At 67.8% G+C, this 19,586-nt stretch carries 15 protein-coding genes and 1 tRNA gene; 12 read left to right on the forward strand and 4 right to left on the reverse strand.

Annotation, left to right across the window (positions count from 1 at the left end; all coding sequences use genetic code 11):
* Window positions 1–4: 4 nt before the first annotated feature.
* The 10 genes from nuoF to ABIB25_RS08470 all read left to right on the forward strand — a co-directional run bounded on the left by nuoF (window position 5) and on the right by ABIB25_RS08470 (window position 13,713).
* The gene (gene nuoF, locus ABIB25_RS08425) at window positions 5–1,375 is read left to right on the forward strand and encodes an NADH-quinone oxidoreductase subunit NuoF (RefSeq protein WP_354528003.1); all 1,371 of its coding nucleotides are present in this window, start codon (window positions 5–7) and stop codon (window positions 1,373–1,375) included.
* Window positions 1,375–3,903, forward strand: coding sequence for an NADH-quinone oxidoreductase subunit G (locus tag ABIB25_RS08430; RefSeq protein ID WP_354528004.1), 2,529 nt, complete (start codon window positions 1,375–1,377; stop codon window positions 3,901–3,903). Before nuoF ends, ABIB25_RS08430 begins: the two co-directional genes overlap by 1 nt.
* Window positions 3,904–3,935: 32 nt before the next feature.
* On the forward strand, window positions 3,936–5,372 hold the full coding sequence (gene nuoH / locus ABIB25_RS08435) for an NADH-quinone oxidoreductase subunit NuoH (protein WP_354528244.1): 1,437 nt from the start codon (window positions 3,936–3,938) through the stop codon (window positions 5,370–5,372).
* Window positions 5,359–5,919 carry an NADH-quinone oxidoreductase subunit NuoI gene (gene nuoI / locus ABIB25_RS08440; protein WP_354528005.1) on the forward strand — a complete coding sequence of 187 codons (561 nt, stop codon included), beginning with the start codon at window positions 5,359–5,361 and terminating at the stop codon, window positions 5,917–5,919. The genes nuoH and nuoI overlap by 14 nt, the downstream gene beginning before the upstream one ends.
* Complete coding sequence (locus tag ABIB25_RS08445; protein WP_354528006.1) at window positions 5,916–6,836, forward strand: NADH-quinone oxidoreductase subunit J; 921 nt, start codon at window positions 5,916–5,918, stop codon at window positions 6,834–6,836. Before nuoI ends, ABIB25_RS08445 begins: the two co-directional genes overlap by 4 nt.
* On the forward strand, window positions 6,833–7,132 hold the full coding sequence (nuoK, locus tag ABIB25_RS08450) for an NADH-quinone oxidoreductase subunit NuoK (RefSeq protein ID WP_354528007.1): 300 nt from the start codon (window positions 6,833–6,835) through the stop codon (window positions 7,130–7,132). Before ABIB25_RS08445 ends, nuoK begins: the two co-directional genes overlap by 4 nt.
* Before the next feature lie 67 nt (window positions 7,133–7,199).
* Complete coding sequence (nuoL, locus tag ABIB25_RS08455; protein WP_502919777.1) at window positions 7,200–9,152, forward strand: NADH-quinone oxidoreductase subunit L; 1,953 nt, start codon at window positions 7,200–7,202, stop codon at window positions 9,150–9,152.
* Window positions 9,153–9,306: 154 nt separating this feature from the next.
* Window positions 9,307–11,088 (forward strand): NADH-quinone oxidoreductase subunit M, encoded by a 1,782-nt coding sequence (locus ABIB25_RS08460; RefSeq protein WP_354528008.1) that lies wholly within the window; start codon window positions 9,307–9,309, stop codon window positions 11,086–11,088.
* Window positions 11,082–12,680 (forward strand): NADH-quinone oxidoreductase subunit NuoN, encoded by a 1,599-nt coding sequence (nuoN, locus tag ABIB25_RS08465; protein WP_502919770.1) that lies wholly within the window; start codon window positions 11,082–11,084, stop codon window positions 12,678–12,680. Before ABIB25_RS08460 ends, nuoN begins: the two co-directional genes overlap by 7 nt.
* A 37-nt stretch (window positions 12,681–12,717) precedes the next feature.
* Window positions 12,718–13,713 carry a polyprenyl synthetase family protein gene (locus tag ABIB25_RS08470; RefSeq protein WP_354528009.1) on the forward strand — a complete coding sequence of 332 codons (996 nt, stop codon included), beginning with the start codon at window positions 12,718–12,720 and terminating at the stop codon, window positions 13,711–13,713.
* A 223-nt stretch (window positions 13,714–13,936) separates the two neighbouring features.
* On the opposite strand, the gene rarD is transcribed toward ABIB25_RS08470, so the two are convergent.
* From rarD to ABIB25_RS08490, 4 genes are read right to left on the reverse strand one after another with little or no spacing between them, the layout of a single operon-like run.
* The gene (rarD, locus tag ABIB25_RS08475) at window positions 13,937–14,836 is read right to left on the reverse strand and encodes an EamA family transporter RarD (protein WP_354528010.1); all 900 of its coding nucleotides are present in this window, start codon (window positions 14,834–14,836) and stop codon (window positions 13,937–13,939) included.
* A gap of 2 nt (window positions 14,837–14,838) precedes the next feature.
* Window positions 14,839–15,315, reverse strand: coding sequence for an Lrp/AsnC family transcriptional regulator (locus ABIB25_RS08480; protein ID WP_354528011.1), 477 nt, complete (start codon window positions 15,313–15,315; stop codon window positions 14,839–14,841).
* A 47-nt stretch (window positions 15,316–15,362) separates the two neighbouring features.
* Complete coding sequence (locus ABIB25_RS08485) at window positions 15,363–15,782, reverse strand: thiol-disulfide oxidoreductase DCC family protein (RefSeq protein ID WP_354528012.1); 420 nt, start codon at window positions 15,780–15,782, stop codon at window positions 15,363–15,365.
* Window positions 15,779–16,270 (reverse strand): YajQ family cyclic di-GMP-binding protein, encoded by a 492-nt coding sequence (locus ABIB25_RS08490; RefSeq protein ID WP_354528013.1) that lies wholly within the window; start codon window positions 16,268–16,270, stop codon window positions 15,779–15,781. Before ABIB25_RS08490 ends, ABIB25_RS08485 begins: the two co-directional genes overlap by 4 nt.
* A 284-nt stretch (window positions 16,271–16,554) precedes the next feature.
* Here ABIB25_RS08490 and ABIB25_RS08495 point away from each other — a divergent pair.
* Both ABIB25_RS08495 and ABIB25_RS08500 read left to right on the forward strand, forming a co-directional pair.
* Window positions 16,555–16,638: transfer RNA gene (locus tag ABIB25_RS08495), tRNA-Tyr, on the forward strand.
* A gap of 330 nt (window positions 16,639–16,968) precedes the next feature.
* Window positions 16,969–19,533 carry a putative bifunctional diguanylate cyclase/phosphodiesterase gene (locus tag ABIB25_RS08500; protein WP_354528014.1) on the forward strand — a complete coding sequence of 855 codons (2,565 nt, stop codon included), beginning with the start codon at window positions 16,969–16,971 and terminating at the stop codon, window positions 19,531–19,533.
* Window positions 19,534–19,586 lie beyond the last annotated feature (53 nt).

Below are 19,586 nucleotides of genomic sequence, written 5' to 3' on the forward strand. Positions count from 1 at the left end.
CGTCATGACTTCGCCTGATAAAGCAACCTCTGACAAAACAGCCTCTGACAAGGCCCCTGAAGCACCGACGCCGCCGGCCGGCCCGGCCACCCTGACCCCGGTGCTGACCCGTCGCTGGGCCTCGCCGGAGTCGTGGACGATCAAGACCTACCGGCGTCTGGAGGGCTACCAGGCGCTGCCACTGGCCTTGGCCGTCGAGCCCGGCCGGGTGGTCGAGCTGATGAAGAACTCCGGTCTGCGTGGCCGCGGCGGTGCCGGGTTCCCGACCGGGCTGAAGTGGTCGTTCCTGCCGCAGGGCGACGGCAAACCGCACTACCTGGTGGTGAACGCCGACGAGGGGGAACCTGGCACCTGCAAGGACATCCCGTCCATGATGGCCGATCCGCACGCGCTGATCGAGGGCTGCATCATCACCTGTTTCGCCATCCGGAGCGAGTTCTGCGCGATCTACGTCCGCGGTGAGGCGATCCACTCGCTGCGGAGGCTCACCCATGCCGTCAACGAGGCCAAGGCGGCCGGGTTCCTGGGCCGCAACATCCTGGGCACCGGCTTCAACCTGGAGATCGTCATCCACGCCGGTGCCGGCGCCTACATCTGCGGTGAGGAGACGGCACTGCTGGATTCGCTGGAAGGCCGTCGCGGGCAGCCGCGGCTCAAGCCGCCGTTCCCGGCCGTCGCTGGTCTTTACGCCAGCCCGACGGTCGTCAACAACGTCGAGACGATCATGTCCGTGCCCGCCATCGTCATGGGCGGCAGTGACTGGTATCGCTCGATGGGCACCGACAAGTCGCCCGGCCCGAAGATCTACTCGTTGTCCGGGCACGTGACCCGCCCGGGGCAGTACGAAGCGCCGATGGGCACCACGCTGCGGCAGTTGCTGGAGTCCGCCGGCGGCATGCTGGGTGACATCCCGCTCAAGTTCTTCACCCCCGGCGGGTCCTCGACGCCGATCTTCACGCCGCAGCACCTGGACGTCCCGCTCTCCTTCGACGACGTCGCGGCGGCGGGGTCGATGCTCGGCACCACGGCGCTCATGTGCTTCAACGAGACGGTCTCCGTCCCGTGGGCGGTGTGGAAGTGGCTCGAGTTCTACAAGCACGAGTCGTGCGGAAAGTGCACGCCGTGCCGCGAGGGCACCGGCTGGTTGGTGCAGATCCTGCGCCGTGTGGTGTCCGGGTCCGGGACTCTGGAGGACCTCGACACGCTGGTGGATGCGGCCGGCAACATCGCCGGACGGTCGTTCTGCGCCCTCGGTGATGCCGCGGCCACGCCGATCCTGTCCGGCTTCAAGTACTTCCGTCAGGAGTTCGAGGACCTGGTGTCGGGCCGGACCCCACCGGTCGTCGAGTCGCGCCTGCTGGTCGGGGCCCACTGATGACCCAGACAGTGAACCCTCCCGCCATTGGGGGGGCTGACGAGAAGCCCGTCCCCGCGGGGCATGTCCGCCTCACCATCGACGGTGTGGTCGTCGACGCACCCAAGGGTGAGCTCATCATCCGGGCCGCTGAGCGGATCGGTACGGCCATCCCGCGCTTCTGCGACCACCCGCTTCTGGAACCGGTCGGCGCGTGCCGCCAGTGCCTGGTGGAAGTGGAGATGGGCGGCCGGCCGATGCCCAAGCCGCAGGCCTCGTGCACCCAGACGGTGGCCGACGGCATGGTGGTGCGGACGCAGGTCACGTCGCCGGTGGCCGAGAAGGCCCAGCGCTCCAACCTGGAGTTCCTGCTCCTCAACCACCCGCTGGACTGCCCGATCTGCGACAAGGGCGGCGAGTGCCCGCTGCAGAACCAGACGCTGGCCAACGGCGCGGCCGATTCCCGGATGCACGAAGCCAAGCGGGTTTTCACCAAGCCGATCAACATCTCCACCGAGATCCTGCTGGACCGCGAGCGGTGCGTGCTGTGCCAGCGCTGCACCCGCTTCTCCGACCAGATCGCCGGCGATCAGTTCATCGATCTGCTCGAGCGCGGCTCGGCCCAGCAGATCGGCATCAACTCGGCAGAGCCTTTTCAGTCGTACTTCTCGGGCAACACCATCCAGATCTGCCCGGTCGGCGCGTTGACATCGGCGGCCTACCGGTTCCGCTCGCGGCCGTTCGACCTGGTCTCGACACCGACGATCTGCGAGCACTGCGCGGACGGCTGCGCCCAGCGCACCGACCACCGGTCGGTCGGCGTCACCCGCCGCCTGGCTGCCAACGACCCCGAGGTCAACGACGAATGGAACTGTGACAAGGGCCGTTTCGCCTTCACCTACACGAATGTCGGCGACCGCATCACCCGGCCGCTGGTCCGTGGCAGTGACGGGCAGTTGGCCCCGGTGTCGTGGACCGAGGCCATGGCCGCGGCCGCGGACGGACTTGCCACCGCCCGGGACACCGGTGGCGTCGGGGTGCTGACCGGCGGCCGGCTGACCGTCACGGACGCCTACGCCTACGCCAAGTTCACCCGACTTGCGCTGCGCACCAACGACATCGACTTCCGCGCGCGGGTGCACACCCCGGAGGAGGCCGAGTTTCTGGCGGCCAGGGTGACCGGGGTGACGCCGGACACCGGCGGCGTGACCTTCTCCTCGCTGGAGAAGGCGCCCGGTGTGCTGCTGGTCGGGCTGGAGCCCGAGGAGGAGTCGCCGATCCTGTTCCTGCGACTGCGCAAGGCTTCTCGGAAGAATGTCCCGGTGTTCTCTCTCGGGGCGGTCGCCTCTCGGGGCCTGCACAAGATGGCCGGCACCCTGCTGCCGTCGGCGCCCGGCACGGAAGCGTCGGTGCTGCAAGCGTTGTCGGCCGAGGGGTCGGCGGACGCGGGAGTGTCCGACGCTGCCGTCCGCAACCGGGCCGGGTCAGCGCTGCGCAGTGCCGGAGCCGTGGTGCTGGTCGGTGAGCGTGCCGCCGAGATCCCCGGCCTGCTCACCGCGGTGGCCGCGTTCGTCGACGCCACCGGCGCGAAGTTGGCCTGGGTGCCGCGTCGTGCGGGCGAACGTGGTGCGCTCGATGCCGGAGCGATCGGCAACCTGCTGCCGGGCGGTCGCGCGGTGGCTGACGCCTCGGCCCGCCTCGAGGTCGAGACAGCCTGGGGTGCACCGGTTCCCGTGCGGCCGGGTCGTGATACGTCAGGAATCCTGGATGCAGTGGGGGAGGGCGGCCTCGCCGGTCTGCTGATCGGCGGGCTCGAGATCGCCGACCTGCCCGACCCGGCCGCCGCGCTGGCCGCCGTCGCGGCCGCCGGGTTCGTCGTCAGTCTGGAGCTTCGCCGCAGCGCCGTCACGGAGCTCGCGGACGTGGTCTTCCCGGTGGCTGCCGTGGCCGAGAAGGCCGGGGCGTTCGTCAACTGGGAGGGCCGTCACCGTCCGTTCGGCGCGGCGCTCGCGGAGTTCGGCACCCTCGACGAGGGCCGGATCCTGGACACCCTCGGTGTCGAGATGGACGTCGACCTCTACACCCAGACCCCGGTCGCCGCCCGCGCCGACATGGGCCGCCTCGGGGTGAGCGCGGTCCGCGCTCATGAAGTCGTCGATTCCAGCCCCACCCGTCCCAAAACGGCCTCGTTCGTGAGCGCCGGCGAAGTTGATAAGCGCGGGGGCAGGTTTGCGGTGGCGAGCTGGCGGATGGCGCTGGACGGGTCGCGGGGGCTGGACGGCGAGCCGCACCTGGCCGGGACCGCCAAGACCGAGGTCTGCCGGCTGTCCGCCGCGGACGCAGCCCGGCTGCGCCTGGTCGAGGGGGCCGCGGTCCGGGTGACCGGTCCGTCAGGCGGGGTCGTCACCCTGCCGCTGGCCGTCACCGAGATGGTCGACGGCGTCATCTGGCTGCCGGGCCGGATCCGGGAGACTCCGTTGATCGCGCTGCTCGGAGCCACCGCCGGAATCGGCGTGCGCGTCGCAGCAGCAGAAAGGACCGGCGCCTGATGGCGACCGCACTGTCCGCCATCTCGACGGCGATGCTGTCCAGCGGCACACCGCTGCGAGCCGACATCAGCCCCGGTATCAGCAACGACGGTTCCACCCAGGCGCTGCTGGCCGGTGATCCGTGGTGGCTGATGCTGATCAAGGCCGTCATCGTCTTCGTGCTGCTGCTCCTGCTGACGCTGTTCGCCATCTGGTTCGAACGCAAGATCGTCGGCCGGATGCAGCACCGCCCGGGGCCCAACTGGAACGGCCCGTTCGGCCTGCTGCAGTCACTGGCCGACGCCCTGAAGCTGATCTTCAAGGAGGGCATGATCCCGTCGCGCGCCGACAAGATCGTGTTCATCGCGGCGCCGGTGATGTCCGCCATCCCGGCGTTCCTGATATTCTCGATCATCCCGCTCGGCGGCCAGGTGTCGATGTTCGGCCACCAGACCGCACTGCAGATGACGGATCTTCCCGTCGGAGTCCTTGCCGCGCTTGCCTTCTCCTCCATCGGCGTCTACGGGATCGTGCTCGGCGGCTGGGCCTCCGGTTCGACCTACCCACTGCTCGGCGGCCTGCGGTCGGCAGCGCAGCTGATCTCCTACGAGGTCGCGATGGGTCTGTCCTTCGTCGCGGTGTTCCTGTACTCGGGCACGCTCTCCACGTCGGCCATCGTCAACCAGCAGGCGGGCGGCTGGTACGTCTGGCTGCTGCCGGTGTCGTTCATCGTCTACTGCGTCTCGATGGTCGGCGAGACCAACCGTGCACCGTTCGACATGGCCGAGGCCGAGGGCGAACTGGTCGGCGGTTTCAACACCGAGTACACCTCGATGCGGTTCGGCCTCTTCTTCCTGGCCGAGTACATCAACATGATCAACGTCTCGGCGATCGCCACCACGTTGTTCCTCGGCGGCTGGCGGGCGCCGTGGCCGGTCTCGCTGATCCCGGGGGCCAACGAGGGTTGGATCACGCTGGTCTGGTTCTTCATCAAGATCCTGCTCTTCATGTTCGTGTTCGTCTGGCTGCGCGGCACCCTGCCCCGCATCCGCTACGACCAGTTCATGACGCTCGGCTGGAAGATCCTGGTGCCGGTGTCGCTGGTCTGGATCGTGCTCGTCTCGACCGCGCGCGTCCTCAACTCGGCGACCAGCCTGTCCACCCGGCAGGTGCTGCTGTACATGGGCATCCCGCTGGTGGTCATCCTCCTCGCGGCCGCTTTCTGGCCGCAGAAGAGTCCGCCGGACCTCGACGACGACCAGGACGACCTCCTCGCGATCGAGCAGGAGGAGCGCGAACGGGCCGGCTCCGTCGATGGACAGGTGGTCAACCCGCGGCTGGGTGCCTACCCGATCCCGCCGATGGATCTCGTCGTCCCGGTCCCGCCGGTCCGGGCCAGACCGGCGCTGCCGGCGGCCGGATCTCCGGGTAGCAGTTCGGCCACGAACAGCGCCGACACCAGCGAAGGAGCCAGCAGTGTCGTTTCTTGATCCCGTCAAGGGTTTCGGCGTCACCTTCGCCACTATGTTCAAGCCGGTGGTCACCGAGGACTACCCGCGCAACCCGTTGCCCACAGCGCCCCGCTACCACGGACGCCACCAGCTCAACCGTCATCCCGACGGGCTGGAGAAGTGCGTGGGCTGCGAGCTCTGCGCCTGGGCCTGCCCGGCGGACGCGATCTTCGTCGAGGGCGGTGACAACACCGAGGAGGAGCGCTACTCGCCGGGTGAGCGGTACGGGAAGAACTACCAGATCAACTACCTGCGCTGCATCGGATGCGGGCTCTGCATCGAGGCCTGCCCGACCCGGTCCCTGACCATGACGAACGAGTACGAGCTTGCCGATGACGACCGGCAGCGGCTCATCTTCACCAAGGACCGGCTGCTGGCGCCGCTGCTCCCTGGCATGGAGCAGCCTCCGCACCCGATGCGCCTCGGCGACGAGCAGGACTACTACGTCAAGGGTCCGGAGTTGTTGCGGGATCCAACGTTCCGCCGCTCTGCCGAGCACCCCGTACCGGACGGCGGTGCCAGATGACGGCGGCTCTCCAGCTGGCGGCATCGGTCCTGAAGGCAGTGGGCGATGCGGCCACCACGGTCCAGTCCGGCGGCGGCGAGCAGATCGCGTTCTGGATCCTGGCTCCGCTCGCGCTGCTCGGCGCATTGGGCATGGTGTTCGCCAAAGGCGCGGTGCACTCGGCCCTCTGGCTGGTGCTGACCATGCTCTGCCTCGGTTGCCTCTACATGGCGCAGGGCGCGGAGTTCCTCGGATTCGCGCAGATCATCGTCTACACCGGCGCGATCATGATGCTGTTCCTGTTCGTCCTGATGCTCACCGGTCGCGAGGCCGGTGACTCCGTCATCGAGGTGCTCAAGGGCCAGCGGATCAAGGCCACCGTCGTCGGGATCGGATTCGTGGCACTGCTTGTCGCGGCGTTCGTCCGGGCGCTCCGGGGCACCACGTCGGTGGGCCTCGGACCGGTGATGGCCGAGCGCGGCCCGATCGGTTCGCTCGCGGCCGCGCTGTTCACCGACTACCTGTTCCCGTTCGAACTGACCAGCGCACTGCTGATCACGGCGGCCGTCGGCGCCATGGTGCTGGCCCATGTCGAACGCGCTCCGGGTGAGAAGAAGACCCAGCGTCAGCGGGTCAACGAGCGCATGCGGTCCGACCGGATGTCACCGCTGCCCGGCCCGGGTGTCTTCGCCACCTCGTCGTCCAACGCCACGCCGGCCCTGCTGCCGGACGGCAGCATCGCACCGGGATCGGTCTCGAACCTGGTGGAGCGCAGCGAGAGTGTGCGCGTCACGGCCCGCAACTCGGCCGGTCGTTCGCTGGCCGCACTCGAGACCGCGGAGCATCCCCACCGAGTCGACGTGGTGGATCCAGCCGATCAGGTTGACCCGGCAGACCGGGACCACCCTGTCTCCACCGAGAACGGCCACCACCGATGATCGCCCAGAACTACCTCATCCTCTCCGCGCTGCTGTTCGGCATCGGCGCTGTCGGAGTGCTGGTGCGGCGCAACGCCATCGTCGTGTTCATGTGCATCGAGCTGATGCTCAACGCGGTCAACCTCTCGCTGGTCACCTTCGCGCGGATGCACGGCAACCTCGACGGGGTGCTGATGGCCTTCTTCGTGATGGTCGTCGCCGCGGCGGAGGTCGTCGTCGGCCTGGCGATCATCATGTCCATCTTCCGGAGCCGGCGGAGTGCCTCCGTCGACGACGCGAACCTGCTGAAGTTCTGACGGGGCGGGGAATCAACCTGTGACACCTCATCTGCTCGGCGCCGAGCTCGTGAACGGCGCCGCGCTGCTGCACAGTGCGGCCGCCGAGGCTCCCGCGGTTCCGGCCTCCGGGGTGGGCAGCATCGCCTGGCTGCTCCTGCTGCTGCCGATCCTCGGGGCGGTGGTGCTGCTCGTCGGCGGCCGTCGGCTCGATCGGGTGGGCCACTGGATCGGTTGCGCCACGGTGATTCTCGCCTTCGTCCTCGGGGTGGCGATCTTCTTCTCCACCACCGGATCGGCCGCTGTGGACCGGATCCACTCGGTGCAGCTGTTCTCCTGGTTCTCGGCCGGGACTCTCGACGTCAACCTCGATCTGCGCCTGGATCCGCTCTCCCTGACGTTCGTGCTGCTGATCACCGGCGTCGGATCGCTGATCCACATCTACTCCATCGGCTACATGTCGCACGACCCGGAACGGCGCAAGTTCTTCGCCTACCTCAACCTGTTCGTCGCCGCGATGCTGCTGCTGGTGCTCGGTGGTGGGTTCGTGTCGCTGTACTTCGGGTGGGAGGGAGTGGGTCTCGCCTCCTACCTGCTGATCGGTTTCTGGTCCGACCGCCCCGCCGCCGCCACCGCGGCGAAGAAGGCCTTCCTGATGAACCGCGTCGGTGACGTCGGTCTGGCCCTGGCCATCTTCCTGATGTACAAGGAGATGGGAACCACCTCGTACGACGGGGTTTTCGCGGCCATCCCGAACGTGTCGTCGGGCACCGTCACGGCAATCGCCCTGCTGCTGCTGCTCGGCGCGTGTGGCAAATCGGGCCAGGTGCCGTTGCAGGCCTGGCTTCCCGACGCCATGGAGGGCCCGACGCCGGTCTCGGCCCTGATCCACGCCGCGACCATGGTCACCGCCGGCGTCTACCTGATCGCCCGCTCGTCGCCGATCTACAACCTCACCTCCGACGGCCGGTTGGTGGTCACCATCATCGGCGCCGTCACCCTGCTGGTCGGCTGCATCGCCGGCTGCGCGAAGGACGACATCAAGAAAGTCCTTGCCTACTCGACGGTCTCGCAGATCGGTTACATGTTCCTGGCCGTCGGGCTCGGCTCCGGGGTGTACGCCCTCGGCATCCTGCACCTGCTGACCCACGGCTTCTTCAAGGCCGGGCTGTTCCTCGGGGCCGGCAGCGTGATGCACGGTATGAACGACGACGTCGACATGCGTCACTACGGCGGTCTGTGGCGGAGGATGCCGATCACCTTCGGCACCATCGCGTTGGGATACCTTGCGCTGATCGGGTTCCCGTTCCTGTCCGGCTACTTCTCCAAGGACCCGATCATCGAGGCCGCGTTCTCGGCCGGCGGAGCCAAGGGCGCGCTGCTCGGCGGGGCCGCACTGCTGGGTGCCGGACTGACCGCCTTCTACATGACCCGACTGATGATCATGACCTTCTTCGGCGAGGAGCGCTGGAAGAAACTCGAGTCCCCTGACGGCAGGGCTTATCACCCCCACGAGTCGCCCCTGGTCATGACCGTTCCGATGATCATCCTGGCCATCGGTTCCGTAGGCGCCGGCGCGTTTCTCGCCGGCGGGGACCGGCTGATGAACTGGCTGGCGCCCGCGGTCGGGGAGTTCGTGGAGCCGCATCCGCCGGTCGCGAAGATCGTCATCACCATCGGCACGCTGGTGGTCGTCGCGCTCGGCGCCGGCATCGCCTACCTGGTGGTCGGACGTCAGCCCGTTCCGGTGGCCCGGCCCGAGAAGGTCGGTGTACTGGTGCGTTTCGCCCGCGCCGACGCCGGTGGCAACGCGATCAACGAGGCTCTGGTGGCCCGCCCGGGCCTCGTGCTCGGGGAGGCACTGCTGTTCGCCGACACCCGCGGTGTCGACGGCGCGGTGAACGGTCTGGCGACCGGACTCAGCGCCCTGTCGACCCGATGGCGCCGCTGGCAGAGTGGTTTCGTCCGCGCGTACGCCCTGTCCATGCTGTCCGGCACCTTCCTGGTCGTCGCCGCCCTGCTGCTGGTGAGGTTCGCATGATCCGCGCATACAGAAGTGCCCCGCGCATACGGAACTGCCCGAAACTGGCGGTTTTCGGCTCTTTTTGGGCTGATTCATATGCGCGGTCCAGTGCGGATGACGCGCGCTCCAGTGCGGATGACGCGCGGCCGACTGCGAACGGTGGGGTTTTCGCATGAATGGCTTCCCCTACCTCCTCATTCTCGTCGCACTCCCGCTCATCGGGGCGGGCGTCGTCGCGGCGATGGGCGGAGCGCCCGCGCGCACCGTCAAGGTCACGGCGCTCGGCTTCTCGCTGGTCGAGCTGGTGATCGCCGGCGCCCTGTGGGTCGCCTACCGACATGACCTCACCGCCTACAGCGAACAGAAGCAGTTGGCCGGCGCCCCGCCCTTTCGCGAGACCTTCTCGGCCGACTGGATTCCCACCTTCGGCATCCACTTCTCCCTTGGCGTTGACGGCATCTCGCTGGTGATGATCGCGCTGATCGCCTTCCTGGTGCCGATCGTGCTCGGGGCGTCGTGGGAGGAGAAGTTGCCGGCGGGTCGCACCATCGGCGGGTACTTCGCGCTGATCCTGGTGATGCAGGCGGCGATGACGGGCGTCTTCGCCGCGACCGACGTGTTCGTGTTCTACGTGATGTTCGAGGTCATGCTGATCCCGATGTACTTCCTCATCGGCGCGTTCGGCGGCCTGCGCGGCACTTACGCGGCGACCAAGTTCTTCCTGTACTCGCTCATCGGCGGCCTGCTGATGCTGGCGTCGATCATCGGGCTGTTCATCGCCTCCGGACGGGTGGCGTCCCGCGTCGCGGCCGGGCTCGGCGGCACGCTGGACTGGGCGACGCTGCGCGGTATCGCCCACGAGATCCCGACGTCGACCCAACTCTGGATCTTCGCCGGATTCGGTATTGCCTTCGCGATCAAGGCGCCACTGGTGCCGCTGCACACCTGGCTGCCCGACGCCGGTTCCGAGGCCCCGGTCGGTGCGGGCACGCTGCTCGTCGGCGTGCTGGACAAGGTCGGCACCTTCGGATTCCTGCGGATCTGCCTGCCGCTGCTGCCGGCCGCGTCGAGCAAACTGGCCTGGCTGATCATCACGCTGTCGGTGATCGGCATCATCTACGGGGCGATCGTCGCGGCCGGGCAGACGGATCTCAAACGGTTCGTCACCTACACGTCGATCGCGCACTTCGGCTTCATCGCGCTGGGCGTCTTCGCGTTCACCACCTCCTCGATCAGCGGCGCCGTGCTCTACATGGTCAACCACGGCCTGGCCACCGCGCTGCTGTTCCTGGTGGTGGGCATGCTCACCGCCCGCGGTGGCTCCCGGAACATCGCCGACTACGGCGGGGTCTGGAAGGTGGCGCCGGTCCTCGGTGGGTTCTTCCTGATCGGCGCGCTGGCCACCATTGCGATGCCAGGGACCAACTCCTTCATCTCCGAGTTCATGGTGTTGATCGGTACGTTCAGCCGGCATCCGGTCTGGGCGAGCATCGCCACCACCGGCATCGTCTTCGCCGCCCTCTACATGCTCTGGATCTTCCAGCGCACCATGACGGGCCCGGTGCGCGGATCGGCGGTGCTGGCCGACGGCGCCGGACCAGATGGCAGCGGACCTGACGGCCCGGGATTCGACAGCACCGGATTCGACGGTCGCGCCACAGATATCAGCACGGGAGGCGGATCCGTCGCCCATGGCGGCGCCGTCGCCACCCATGCGCCGGTGAAGGTCAAGGTCCGCTTCGGGGACCTGAGCAGGCGCGAGATCGCCGTGCTCACACCTCTTGTCGTCCTGGTGGTCTTCCTCGGGCTCTACCCGCGTCCGGTGCTCGACGTCATCAACCCGACTGCTGCGCAGACGGTGGCGGATTCGTGCCACGTCGACCCGACGCCGACCGTTCCGCTCGCCGGTGCAGCAGCCAACAGCACGTTGACCATCACGGAGGGATCGTGCTGAACATCCTGATGACGGCCGCGCCCAGCGATCCGATCGCGGCGCCGTCCATCGACCTGAACGCCGTCATGCCGGTGATGATCGTCCTCGGGGCCGCCTGCCTCGCCGTGGTGGTCGAGGCGACTCTGCCCCGCGCACAGCGGTACGCGACCCAGCTGACGCTGGCGGTGGTGGCGATCGTCGCCGCCGGCGCCTGGACCATCACCGAGGGCATCAAGCAGCGGTACGCGGTGACCTTCTCCGGCGCCATCGCCGTCGACGGCGGCACCTACGTGATGTGGGGGGTGCTGCTCGCGCTCGCCCTGGTCTCGGTACTGCTGATGGCCGACAGAGTCTCGGAACCCGGCGGTGCCTTCGCGGCGCAGGCCTCGGTCCGGGTGGGCTCCACCCGCGACCGGACGCAGACGGCCGTCGCCGTCCCGATGCAGACCGAGGTCTTCCCGCTGACCCTGTTCGCGATCGGCGGGATGCTCGTGTTCCCGGCATCCTCTGATCTGCTGACCCTGTTCGTCGCGCTCGAGGTGCTCTCGCTCCCGCTCTACCTGCTCTGCGGGCTGGCCCGCCGGCGCCGGCTGATCTCCCAGGAGGCGGCCGTCAAGTACTTCCTGCTGGGCGCCTTCACCTCGGCGATCCTGCTCTACGGGATCACGCTGATCTACGGCTACGCCGGTTCGATCAAGTTCTCCGAGATCGCGGCCAAGGCCACCGCCGGCGGATCGAGCGACGTCCTGTTGATGGTCGGCATCGGGCTGCTCGTCGTCGGTCTGCTCTTCAAGGGCTCGGTCGGGCCGTTCCACCTCTGGACGCCTGACGTCTACCAGGGCGCGCCGACGCCGGTCACCGCTTTCATGGCCGCGTGCACCAAGGTGGCTGCCTTCGCCGCCATGCTGCGCGTCTTCCAGGTCGCCATCGGACCGATGTCCTGGTCGTGGCGCCCGGTGATGTGGGTGGTGGCGATCGCCTCCATGCTGATCGGCGCGATCATCGGCATCACCCAGACCGACATGAAGCGGATCCTGGCGTACTCCTCGGTCGCCCACGCCGGATTCATCATCCTTGGCGTCATGTCGCTGAGCCAGCGCGGCGCGTCCGGCACCATGTTCTACCTGCTCACGTACGGGTTCGCCACCGTCGGCTCGTTCGCCGTGTTCACCGTCGTCCGCAAGGGCAACGGCGAGGCGTCGAACCTCTCCGACTGGGCCGGGTTGGCGCGGCGTTCGCCGATCCTTGCCGCCATCATGAGCCTGTTCCTCCTGTCGTTCGCCGGGATCCCGCTGACCAGCGGCTTCATCGGGAAGCTCAGCGTGTTCACCGCCGCGGTGGACGCGGGCATGGCACCGCTGGTCGTGGTCGCCATGATCGCCACCGCGATCACCGCGTTCTTCTACCTCCGGATCGTGGTGCTGATGTACTTCGCGGCCCCGCGCTCCGGGGTGGACGCCGCCGGCGAACCCACGTCGGAGGCCTTCGTGGTCGTGCCCGGCGTGCTCACCGGAATCGTCATCGGCGTGAGTGCACTGGTGACGTTGGTCATCGGTATCGTTCCGCAGCCCTTCCTGGACGTGCTGCACGTCCCCTGGCCGCTGCTGTCGTGACCAGGGGCCGGGCCGACGCTGCCGTAGGGTCGTAGGGGTGAACGCACCGACCATCCTCGCCGGTATCGAGCTTGCCGACCCGGCTCTGGCCGCTCGTGTGACGACCGGTCTTGCCCGCGTCGAAGAAGTTCTCGAACGGGAGATGGCCAGCGAGTTCGACTTCGTGACCGAGGCCGCATCCCACCTGATGCACGCCGGCGGGAAGCGATTCCGCCCGCTGTTCACCCTGGTGGCCGCCGGCGTCGGGCCGCACCCTGAAGCCGAGCAGGTGGTGATTGCCTCGGCCGTGGTCGAGCTCATCCACCTGGCCACGCTCTACCACGACGACGTCATGGACGAGGCCGACCTCCGCCGGGGCGCCAAGTCGGCCAACGCCCGCTGGGACAACTCGATCGCCATCCTCACCGGCGACTTCCTCTTCGCCCACGCCTCGCGGCTGGTCGCCGACCTCGGTCCGGATGCCGTGCGGATCATCGCCGACACCTTCGCCGAACTGGTGACGGGGCAGACGAGGGAAACCGTCGGACCGAAGCCCGGTGCGGACGCCATCGCCCATCACCTGACCGTCCTCGACGAGAAGACCGCCGCCCTGATCGACACGTGCGCCCGCTACGCCGGGATGTTCTCCGGGGCGACGGCTGCGGAGACTGCCGCCCTGCGTCGCTTCGGGCGGGCCGTCGGCGTGGCCTTCCAGCTCTCCGACGACATCATCGACGTCGCCTCCGACGAGTCCGGCAAGACTCCCGGCACCGATCTTCGGGAAGGCGTCCCGACCCTGCCGGTCTTCTACACGCTGGCCGACCCGTCGTCCGACCCGCGGTTGCGCGAACTGGTGTCCGGGCCTATCCATTCCGAGGACGAACTGGCCGAAGCGGTGCGGTTGCTCCGCGCCTCCGCCGGTCTCGCGCAGGCCAGGACGACCCTGGACAACTACGCGACGACGGCGCTGGCCGAACTCGACAACCTGCAGCCGTCCGCCTCCCGCGACGCGCTCGTCTCGCTCACCCACTTCGTGGTCGCCCGCACCCGCTGAGCAGCAGCGGAGCCGGCGACGGCAGTTCGCCCGCATGACCGACAGCAGGTAACGCGGTTGACGCGGGTGGGTTCGACCGATGTGGGAGCGGCGAGCGAGAGTGGCGTCGTGAACATCGACCCGCAGTGGTTGCACGAGACGTTCGGCTCGTGCGGGGCATCGGCGCTGGAGGCGATCGCTGGCGCGGCTGCTCCCCGGCCGTGCCAGGGCGATCTGGGATGCGTCAGCTCGGGAGGGGTTGCAGCGACTTCTCCCGGCGACCGGTGCGGCGCGCTTCGCGGATCCCGCCGACGGACAGCAGGAGCAGCGCCGCCCAGACCAGGACGAATCCGATCCAGCGGGCCCCGCTCATCTGCTCGTGCAGCAGTACGACTCCGATGAGGAACTGCACCACGGGCGTCAGATACTGCAGCAGGCCAAGGATGGATAGCGGCAGCGCCCTGGCCGCGGCAGCGAACGCCAGCAGCGGACCGACGGTGATGACGCCCGACGCCGCGAGCAACAACACGTGGCCGACACCATGCCCGGTCAGGGTCGAGCCGCCGTGGATCGAGAGGAATAGCAGGAAGCCCAGCGCCGGTAGGAGGAGCACCATGCCCTCGGCCGTCAGCGATGCCGTCGGTGGAAGCCTGACCACCTTCTTGATCAGGCCGTACAGCCCGAAGCTCCCCGCCAGGATCACTGCGATCCACGGGAAACGTCCGCCGGCGATCGAGATCACCAGTACCGCGCACGTGCCGACCACTACTGCGGCCCACTGCAGGGCTCGCAACCGCTCGTGGAACACCACGACGCCTAGCAGGACGCTGAACAGTGGATTGATGAAGTAGCCCAGCGCTGCCTCGACCACGTGTCCGGAGTTGACCGCGTAGATGTAGACGCCCCAGTTGACCGAGATCGCCATCGACGCTGCGATCACCAGGCCCCAGGTCCGACCGGTCATCGAGATGATCATCCGCCACTGGCGCAGGGCGGTCACCACCACACCCATCACGAGCAGGGACCAGACGACCCGATGGGCCAGGATCTCGCCGGCGTCGGCCGGCTCCAGCAGTGGCCAGAAGAGCGGGAACAGACCCCAGAATCCGTAGGCCGCAATACCGAACAGGATGCCCCGGCGCATGATCAGGCCCGGCTGTCGAGGACGTTGGGTCGATCGAGCACGGTGGGTCGATCGAGCAGGGTGGACAGGACGATCCGGGACTCGGTGCGCGAGACGCCGTCGGCGGCACGCAAGCGCTCGAGTGCCTGCTCGAAGTGGGCCATGTCGGCGGCTCGCACATGCACCAGCACGTCGGCATCGCCGGAAACCGTGTAAGCCGCAACAACTTCGGCAATAGGGGACAGGATCGCCCGGATCCGCGTTGGCGTGATGTTGCCCCCATAGGTGACGGCGACGAACGCCTCGGTGTGCCAGCCAACGGATCCGGGGTCGACGCGGGCGGTGAACCCGGTGATCACACCCTCCGCGCGCAGTCGGTCCACCCGCCGTTTCACCGCCGGTGCGGAGAGCCCGACCGACTCACCGACCTCGCGAAACGATGAGCGGGCGTCTTCGACCAGACACGAAATGATGTGGTGATCGATCGAGTCGAGTTGCAACGAATCGCTCCTTCAGCAATGTCCGACGGTGCGATCCTACGGTCGGTTCAGGGACCGACCGGTACGGCGCAGGCGTCGGAATGGCCTGGCAGCAGGTATCGGTGCCCCGCCACCCACCGGTAGGCCAGAGCCGCCAACCAGGACACCGGCGGCACGGTCATCAAGGAACCGAGCAGCCGCCAACCGAACCGTGGCTGCCACATCAGCACGGATGCCGCCGCCTCGTGACCGGCGGTGACGGTGCGGTCGGCAGCGACGAACTGCACCGCCGCCATCGCCTGCGCCATGGTGAGGCCGTAGCCGGCCAGGTCTGCATTCTGCAGAGCCTCGGCGCTCGGCATCACCGTCAGGAAACGGCGCCCCTGGACCAACGACCACTGGCAGAAGCCGCAGTCACCGTCGTAGATGATCACCGGCGGCCCGGCAGACACCGGCGGCCCGGTGACCTCGGACAGGCCCGGAGTCATCGGTAGTTGGTGAATTGCAGGGCCACTTCGAGGTCGGCCGCCTTCAGCAGCGCGATGACGGCCTGCAGATCATCCCGCTTCTTGCCCGACACCCGCAGCTGGTCGCCTTGGATCTGGGCCTGCACACCCTTGGGCCCCTCGTCGCGGATCTTCTTGGAGATCAGCTTCGCCTGGTCCGACGCGATGCCCTGGACCAGCTTGCCGGCCGCCCTGTAGATCTTTCCGGACTGCGCAGGCTCGTCCATGTCGAGCGCGCGCATCGAGATGCCCCGCTTGATCAGCTTCTCCTTGAAGACGTCGATCGCGGCCAGGCAACGCTCCTCGGTGGAGGAGGTGATGGTGACCCCTTCCTCGCCGGCCCAGACGATGGACGACTCGGTACCGCGGAAGTCGAAACGCTGGCTCAGCTCCTTGGCCGCCTGGTTCAGGGCGTTGTCCGCCTCCTGACGGTCGACCTTGCTCACGATGTCGAACGACGGATCAGCCATCTCCGGTTCCTTCCTCTTGTTCCTGCGCCCACTGCTGTCAAGTGCAGTCCATCGACCCACTGCAGTCCATCGACCCACTGCAGTCCATCGACCCACTGCAGTCCATCGACCGCCACTGCCTGGCCACTGCGACCACGGTCGACGCTACCGCCAACCACCGAGCCGTTCCGCGACTGGATCGGTGCCCTCACGAGCCGATTGGGATCCTGGGCAGCTGCCTAGTAATGTTCACGCCGCAGTACGGACGGCGAAGACGGGTAGTTGCGAAGGTTCGTCCGAGGTACGGCAGGTTGCCCGAGTGGCCAAAGGGAGCTGACTGTAAATCAGCCGCGCAAGCTACGGGAGTTCGAATCTCTCACCTGCCACCACCACCGCCGGCCCCGCGTCCCCGTAGACGCGGGGCCGTTCTTCTGCGGGTTCTGTCTTTCTCAGGTCTGATGCTCTTGGTCAGGACGGTGACATTTCCCCGGTCGGGACGGTTCCGTACACCCCTTCAGGGGCCCGTCGAGAACAGCAGAGTGAAAAAGCCTGGATCAACGGGGTATTTAGCGGCCGATAATCGCCAATGAGCCACCGTGAAGTTACGCTCTGCTCATGGTGGGTCGCTCTGGAGCGCACCGCCCGACGCTTAGCCGGGTCACGCCCACCATTCGGCGGCATCCAGCCGCCGTCGTGCTGTGAACGCGAAAGGCGCTGTCGTGCCGGATCGAGCGCATCGTACGTACCCGAGCCGTCGGGTGCATGCTGCGATCGCCGCTGCCAGTGCTGGCGCAGCCGTCATCCTCTGGTACTTCGCGGTCAACGCCAACAACGTGCATGTGTCGCACACGGCCCTCTGGGTCGGCGGCGCCGGCCTGGTGATCGCGTTCATCGGTAGCGAGACGCTCTCGTTACGGGTGGAGTGGAAAAAAGAAACCTTCCTGATCAGCCTGTCAGAGCTTCCGTCCGTCTACGGGCTGATCATCCTGCCGGGCTACGTGGTGGGGATCTCGCACCTCGTGGCCGGGTTGATCGTCTACCTGGTCCGCCGCGACAAATGGAGCTCGATCCGGGCCAACCTGGCGATCGTCGCGGCAGAGTCGGGTCTTGCCGCGCTGATCACCGCGACGGTGAAGGTCGGCACCCAGGGCGGGCACCCGCTGCTCGGAGCGGCCATCGGCGGGGTGGTCGCGGCGCTGGCGTCGACGCTGGTCGTTCGTTTCACGTACTGGTTGATCGGCACCGCGGAGCCGCTGCTGAGCATGGTGTCGAGGTGCGTGGTCGCGGCCGGCACCTGCGCCCTGCTGGCCCTCGTCGCCTTCTCCTTGCTGACGTCGAAATCGCAGCCCACCGGATTTCTGCTCTGCGTTGGCCTGGCCGTCGTCGCCGCGGTCCTGTACCAGACCTACTCGCGGTTCCTGCGCCAGCACACCGATCTCTCCCGGATGTACTCCTTCGGCCGACGCCTGACGGTGGTCAACTCGGAGGCCTCCGACTGGCAGGAGTTGATCGAGCAGATCCGCGACCAGCTCAACGCCAAGGTCGCCCTGATCCACCTGAACGAACCCGCCAGTGGATTCCAGACCTTGGCAGTCGGTCCCGACGGCCCCCTCGATCTGGCCGCTCCGCAGGCCGACGACCCGTTGCTCCAGCTGGCCGAGTCGTCCGGGCGGGCGCAGGCATCGACCGATCAGACGACCGACCCGGTGATCCTCCGGGCGCTGGCCGATCGTCAGGCCTGGGACGTGTTGACAGTCCCGCTGCGCTCGGGCGACCGGGACCGGGGATACATCGAGGTCCGCGACCGGCTGAGTCGCTGGGGCCGTTTCCGGGAGAACGACCTGACTCTGCTGGAGACCCTGTCCAGCCATGTCGCCACCGCGCTGGACAACCTGCGGCTGCTGGAGACCCTGCGGCACGAGGCCTACCACGACGCCATCACCGGCCTGCTCAACTGGCGTGGCCTGACCGTGGAGATCGAGTCGTCGCTGGCCACCGGGTCGATCAGCGCCGTCATGCTCGTGCAGCTGGACATCCTGCCCGAGGTCAACAATGCGATCGGGCACGACCGCGGGGAGCAGCTGCTGTCGGCGGCCGGTCTCCGACTGGTGACGGCCGTCGGCGAGGACCGGATGGTCGGCCACATCGAATCCGACCGGTTTGCGGTGCTGCTCCGCAACACCCCGGGGGTCGGCCTGCTCGACAAGGCCGCTGAACTGCTCGAGATCGTCGGCCGGCCCTATTCGCTGGACGGCATCGAGGTCGACCCGCACGCCCACGTCGGGATCGCCCACGTCACCCTGACCCAACCGGGGGCCGGGAACCCGCACACCGGCTTGGAGGTCAGCCCCGGCCCGGAGGACGTCACCACCCTGCTGCAGCGGGCCGAGATGGCGCTGATGGCGGCCCAGTCGTCCGACGAGCCGATCAGGACGTACGGGGCCAGCATGGGCCAGGTGTTTCGACGTCGGTTCCAGCTCGTGACGCAGTTCCGCAAGGCCGTCGAGGACGGCCTCGTCACCGTCCACTACCAGCCGAAACTGGACCTGAAGGACCGCGAGCTGGTGGGTGTCGAGGCCCTCGTCCGGTGGACGCACCCTGAGTTCGGGCCGGTCTCGCCGGCGGAGTTCGTCGAGGCCATCGAGGCCACCGGCTCCATCGACACGCTCCTGGGTCACGTGCTGGAGATCGTCCTGACGCAGGTGGCCGCCTGGCGTGCGCGCAACATGAAGATCAGCGCCGCCGTGAATCTCTCCGTGCGCAACCTGTCGGGGCCGAACTTCCCGCAGACCATCCAGAACGCGCTGGAGCGGCACGGGGTGCCCCCCGAACTGTTGACCTTCGAGATCACCGAGTCGAGTGTCATGGCGGATCCGGAGCGGTCGTTGCCGATCCTGCGCGAGCTGCACTCGATGGGCATCCGGCTCTCCGTCGACGACTTCGGTACCGGCTACTCCTCGCTGGCCTACCTGCGGCGACTTCCGATCGACGAGATCAAGATCGACAAGTCCTTCGTCCAGGGCATGGTGACCGACCTTTCCGACCACGCCATCGTCCGGGCCATCATCGACCTGGGCCATTCGCTGGGTCTGCGCGTGATCGCCGAGGGCGTGGAGGAGGAGGCCGCCCGCGACGCCCTGCGCTCGCTGAACTGCGACGAACTGCAAGGCTTCCTGTTGGCCCGTCCGATGCCGATCGAGAAGCTCGAGGCCTGGCTGACCACCCGGACCGTCAAGACGCCGTCCCTCGGCGCGAACGCACAGGTCCTCCGGCTGGTCGGCTGATCCGTCCGGCTGCGGTGAACTGCGGTTTTCGCCTCCGGGGGAGGGTGAGCTAT

The organism is Nakamurella sp. UYEF19 (genome assembly GCF_040546275.1).
Taxonomy (GTDB): Bacteria; Actinomycetota; Actinomycetes; order Mycobacteriales; family Nakamurellaceae; genus Nakamurella.

Excerpts from the sequence above, each read along its gene's own strand:
- nuoF (WP_354528003.1), top strand. The coding sequence starts at position 5 with ATGACTTCGCCTGATAAAGCAACCTCTGACAAAACAGCCTCTGACAAG.
- ABIB25_RS08430 (WP_354528004.1), top strand. The coding sequence starts at position 1,375 with ATGACCCAGACAGTGAACCCTCCCGCCATTGGGGGGGCTGACGAGAAG.
- nuoH (WP_354528244.1), top strand. The coding sequence starts at position 3,936 with ATGCTGTCCAGCGGCACACCGCTGCGAGCCGACATCAGCCCCGGTATC.
- ABIB25_RS08445 (WP_354528006.1), top strand. The coding sequence starts at position 5,916 with ATGACGGCGGCTCTCCAGCTGGCGGCATCGGTCCTGAAGGCAGTGGGC.
- nuoK (WP_354528007.1), top strand. The coding sequence starts at position 6,833 with ATGATCGCCCAGAACTACCTCATCCTCTCCGCGCTGCTGTTCGGCATC.
- ABIB25_RS08460 (WP_354528008.1), top strand. The coding sequence starts at position 9,307 with ATGAATGGCTTCCCCTACCTCCTCATTCTCGTCGCACTCCCGCTCATC.
- rarD (WP_354528010.1), bottom strand. The coding sequence starts at position 14,836 with ATGCGCCGGGGCATCCTGTTCGGTATTGCGGCCTACGGATTCTGGGGT.
- ABIB25_RS08485 (WP_354528012.1), bottom strand. The coding sequence starts at position 15,782 with ATGACTCCGGGCCTGTCCGAGGTCACCGGGCCGCCGGTGTCTGCCGGG.
- ABIB25_RS08490 (WP_354528013.1), bottom strand. The coding sequence starts at position 16,270 with ATGGCTGATCCGTCGTTCGACATCGTGAGCAAGGTCGACCGTCAGGAG.